The sequence below is a fragment of the Streptococcus sp. 400_SSPC genome, assembly GCF_001072745.1.
Taxonomy (GTDB): Bacteria; Bacillota; Bacilli; order Lactobacillales; family Streptococcaceae; genus Streptococcus; species Streptococcus xiaochunlingii.
Map to the genome: position 1 here is coordinate 1 of NZ_JVIQ01000075.1, position 5,129 is coordinate 5,129.

At 49.6% G+C, this 5,129-nt stretch carries 1 tRNA gene and 3 rRNA genes; all 4 read left to right on the plus strand.

Annotated elements, in window-relative coordinates:
- Positions 1 to 134 precede the first annotated feature (134 nt).
- The 4 genes from ADH49_RS09490 (at position 135) to rrf (ending at position 5,034) form a co-directional block, all read left to right on the plus strand.
- Positions 135 to 1,682: ribosomal RNA gene (locus ADH49_RS09490) — 16S ribosomal RNA — on the plus strand.
- A 53-nt stretch (positions 1,683 to 1,735) separates the two neighbouring features.
- Positions 1,736 to 1,808, plus strand: a tRNA-Ala gene (locus ADH49_RS09495).
- Positions 1,809 to 1,937: 129 nt separating this feature from the next.
- Positions 1,938 to 4,838 (plus strand): 23S ribosomal RNA (locus ADH49_RS09500).
- An 80-nt stretch (positions 4,839 to 4,918) separates the two neighbouring features.
- Positions 4,919 to 5,034, plus strand: a 5S ribosomal RNA gene (gene rrf, locus ADH49_RS09505).
- Together the 16S, 23S and 5S rRNA genes with 1 tRNA gene alongside form the textbook arrangement of a ribosomal RNA operon.
- Positions 5,035 to 5,129: the final 95 nt, after the last annotated feature.

Here is a 5,129-nt window from a genome sequence, read left to right on the forward strand (position 1 = left end):
AGAGCGACAAAGACCTTTGAAAACTGAACAAGACGAACCAATGTGCAGGGCACTATAACTAAGGTTATAGTACTGAACAATGAAAAAAACAATAAATCTGTCAGTGACAGAATGAGTTTAAGACAAACAATTATTTTAATGAGAGTTTGATCCTGGCTCAGGATGAACGCTGGCGGCGTGCCTAATACATGCAAGTAGAACGCTGAAGSWWGGWGCTTGCWCYKWSYGGATGAGTTGCGAACGGGTGAGTAACGCGTAGGTAACCTGCCTGGTAGCGGGGGATAACTATTGGAAACGATAGCTAATACCGCATAACAGTAGATGTTGCATGACAACTATTTGAAAGGGGCAATTGCTCCACTACCAGATGGACCTGCGTTGTATTAGCTAGTTGGTGAGGTAACGGCTCACCAAGGCGACGATACATAGCCGACCTGAGAGGGTGATCGGCCACACTGGGACTGAGACACGGCCCAGACTCCTACGGGAGGCAGCAGTAGGGAATCTTCGGCAATGGACGGAAGTCTGACCGAGCAACGCCGCGTGAGTGAAGAAGGTTTTCGGATCGTAAAGCTCTGTTGTAAGAGAAGAACGAGTGTGAGAGTGGAAAGTTCACACTGTGACGGTATCTTACCAGAAAGGGACGGCTAACTACGTGCCAGCAGCCGCGGTAATACGTAGGTCCCGAGCGTTATCCGGATTTATTGGGCGTAAAGCGAGCGCAGGCGGTTAGATAAGTCTGAAGTTAAAGGCTGTGGCTTAACCATAGTACGCTTTGGAAACTGTTTAACTTGAGTGCAGAAGGGGAGAGTGGAATTCCATGTGTAGCGGTGAAATGCGTAGATATATGGAGGAACACCGGTGGCGAAAGCGGCTCTCTGGTCTGTAACTGACGCTGAGGCTCGAAAGCGTGGGGAGCAAACAGGATTAGATACCCTGGTAGTCCACGCCGTAAACGATGAGTGCTAGGTGTTGGGTCCTTTCCGGGACTCAGTGCCGCAGCTAACGCATTAAGCACTCCGCCTGGGGAGTACGACCGCAAGGTTGAAACTCAAAGGAATTGACGGGGGCCCGCACAAGCGGTGGAGCATGTGGTTTAATTCGAAGCAACGCGAAGAACCTTACCAGGTCTTGACATCCCTCTGATCGCTCTAGAGATAGAGTTTTCCTTCGGGACAGAGGTGACAGGTGGTGCATGGTTGTCGTCAGCTCGTGTCGTGAGATGTTGGGTTAAGTCCCGCAACGAGCGCAACCCCTATTGTTAGTTGCCATCATTCAGTTGGGCACTCTAGCGAGACTGCCGGTAATAAACCGGAGGAAGGTGGGGATGACGTCAAATCATCATGCCCCTTATGACCTGGGCTACACACGTGCTACAATGGCTGGTACAACGAGTCGCAAGTCGGTGACGGCAAGCTAATCTCTTAAAGCCAGTCTCAGTTCGGATTGTAGGCTGCAACTCGCCTACATGAAGTCGGAATCGCTAGTAATCGCGGATCAGCACGCCGCGGTGAATACGTTCCCGGGCCTTGTACACACCGCCCGTCACACCACGAGAGTTTGTAACACCCGAAGTCGGTGAGGTAACCATTTGGAGCCAGCCGCCTAAGGTGGGATAGATGATTGGGGTGAAGTCGTAACAAGGTAGCCGTATCGGAAGGTGCGGCTGGATCACCTCCTTTCTAAGGATAAGGAAACCTGCACGTTCGTCTTGTTTAGTTTTGAGAGGTCTTGTGGGGCCTTAGCTCAGCTGGGAGAGCGCCTGCTTTGCACGCAGGAGGTCAGCGGTTCGATCCCGCTAGGCTCCATTGGTGAGAGATCACCAAGGATGAACATTGAAAATTGAATATCTATATCAAATAGTAACAAGAAAATAAACCGAAAACGCTGTGAATATTTAATGAGTTTTCTAATTTTTAAAGAAATTAGGTTAATAAGGTTAAGTTAATAAGGGCGCACGGTGGATGCCTTGGCACTAGGAGCCGAAGAAGGACGTGACAAACGACGAAATGCCTCGGGGAGCTGTAAGTAAGCTTAGATCCGGGGGTGTCCGAATGGGGGAACCCAGCAGGTAATACCTGTTACCCATATCTGTTAAGGATATGAGGAGGAAGACGCAGTGAACTGAAACATCTAAGTAGCTGCAGGAAGAGAAAGCAAAAGCGATTGCCTTAGTAGCGGCGAGCGAAACGGCAGGAGGGCAAACCGAAGAGTTTACTCTTCGGGGTTGTAGGACTGCAATGTGGACTTAAAGATTATAGAAGAACTACCTGGGAAGGTAGGCCAAAGAGAGTAATAGCCTCGTATTTAAAATAGTCTTTATACCTAGCAGTATCCTGAGTACGGCGAGACACGTGGAATCTCGTCGGAATCTGGGAGGACCATCTCCCAACCCTAAATACTCCCTAGTGACCGATAGTGAACCAGTACCGTGAGGGAAAGGTGAAAAGCACCCCGGGAGGGGAGTGAAATAGAACCTGAAACCGTGTGCCTACAACAAGTTCGAGCCCGTTAATGGGTGAGAGCGTGCCTTTTGTAGAATGAACCGGCGAGTTACGATATGATGCGAGGTTAAGTTGAAGAGACGGAGCCGCAGGGAAACCGAGTCTGAATAGGGCGCTTTAGTATTATGTCGTAGACCCGAAACCATGTGACCTACCCATGAGCAGGTTGAAGGTGCGGTAAAACGCACTGGAGGACCGAACCAGGGCACGTTGAAAAGTGCTTGGATGACTTGTGGGTAGCGGAGAAATTCCAAACGAACTTGGAGATAGCTGGTTCTCTCCGAAATAGCTTTAGGGCTAGCGTCGACATTAAGATTCTTGGAGGTAGAGCACTGTTTGGGTGAGGGGTCCATCCCGGATTACCAATCTCAGATAAACTCCGAATGCCAATGAATTATGGTCGGCAGTCAGACTGCGAGTGCTAAGATCCGTAGTCGAAAGGGAAACAGCCCAGACCACCAGCTAAGGTCCCAAAATAATTGTTAAGTGGAAAAGGATGTGGGGTTGCACAGACAACTAGGATGTTAGCTTAGAAGCAGCTATTCATTCAAAGAGTGCGTAATAGCTCACTAGTCGAGTGACCCTGCGCCGAAAATGTACCGGGGCTAAAACAATTTACCGAAGCTGTGGATACCTTTTATAGGTATGGTAGGAGAGCGTTCTATGTGTGAAGAAGGTATACCGTGAGGAGTGCTGGAACGCATAGAAGTGAGAATGCCGGTATGAGTAGCGAAAGACAGGTGAGAATCCTGTCCACCGTAAGACTAAGGTTTCCAGGGGAAGGCTCGTCCGCCCTGGGTTAGTCGGGACCTAAGGAGAGACCGAAAGGTGTATCCGATGGACAACAGGTTGATATTCCTGTACTAGAGTATGTAGTGATGGAGGGACGCAGTAGGCTAACTAAAGCGTGCGATTGGAAGTGCACGTCTAAGCAGTGAGGTGTGAATTGAGTTAAATGCTTAGTTCTATAACATTGAGCTGTGATGGGGAGCGAAGTTTAGTAGCGAAGTTAGTGATGTCACACTGCCAAGAAAAGCTTCTAGCGTTTAAACATACTCTACCCGTACCGCAAACCGACACAGGTAGTCGAGGCGAGTAGCCTCAGGTGAGCGAGAGAACTCTCGTTAAGGAACTCGGCAAAATGACCCCGTAACTTCGGGAGAAGGGGTGCTGACTTCGGTCAGCCGCAGTGAATAGGCCCAAGCAACTGTTTATCAAAAACACAGCTCTCTGCTAAATCGTAAGATGATGTATAGGGGGTGACGCCTGCCCGGTGCTGGAAGGTTAAGAGGAGTGCTTAGCGTAAGCGAAGGTATGAATTGAAGCCCCAGTAAACGGCGGCCGTAACTATAACGGTCCTAAGGTAGCGAAATTCCTTGTCGGGTAAGTTCCGACCCGCACGAAAGGCGTAATGATTTGGGCACTGTCTCAACGAGAGACTCGGTGAAATTTTAGTACCTGTGAAGATGCAGGTTACCCGCGACAGGACGGAAAGACCCCATGGAGCTTTACTGCAGTTTGATATTGAGTGTCTGTGCCACATGTACAGGATAGGTAGGAGCCATAGAGATCGGGACGCCAGTTTCGATGGAGGCGATGTTGGGATACTACCCTTGTGTTATGGCCACTCTAACCCGGATAGGTGATCCCTATCGGAGACAGTGTCTGACGGGCAGTTTGACTGGGGCGGTCGCCTCCTAAAAGGTAACGGAGGCGCCCAAAGGTTCCCTCAGAATGGTTGGAAATCATTCGCAGAGTGTAAAGGTATAAGGGAGCTTGACTGCGAGAGCTACAACTCGAGCAGGGACGAAAGTCGGGCTTAGTGATCCGGTGGTTCCGTATGGAAGGGCCATCGCTCAACGGATAAAAGCTACCCTGGGGATAACAGGCTTATCTCCCCCAAGAGTTCACATCGACGGGGAGGTTTGGCACCTCGATGTCGGCTCGTCGCATCCTGGGGCTGTAGTCGGTCCCAAGGGTTGGGCTGTTCGCCCATTAAAGCGGCACGCGAGCTGGGTTCAGAACGTCGTGAGACAGTTCGGTCCCTATCCGTCGCGGGCGTAGGAAATTTGAGAGGATCTGCTCCTAGTACGAGAGGACCAGAGTGGACTTACCGCTGGTGTACCAGTTGTCTCGCCAGAGGCATCGCTGGGTAGCTATGTAGGGAAGGGATAAACGCTGAAAGCATCTAAGTGTGAAACCCACCTCAAGATGAGATTTCCCATAACTATATGTTAGTAAGAGCCCTGAGAGAAGATCAGGTAGATAGGTTAGGAGTGGAAGTTGTGTGAGCAATGGAGCGGACTAATACTAATAGCTCGAGGACTTATCCAAAAAGTAACTGAGGATATTTACAGCAGGTTAGATTTTTGTTAGAATATAGGTATTCAATTTTGAATGTTCATCATTCAGAGTTAAGTGACGATAGCCTAGGAGATACACCTGTACCCATGCCGAACACAGAAGTTAAGCCCTAGAACGCCGGAAGTAGTTGGGGGTTGCCCCCTGTGAGATATGGTAGTCGCTTAGCAAGGTTGAGTCTAGAGGAATCTAGGCTCATTTGGGAGTTTAGCTTAGTTGGAATTGAGAGGAAATCGAAATTCCAATCGGCGGATAAGAGAAACG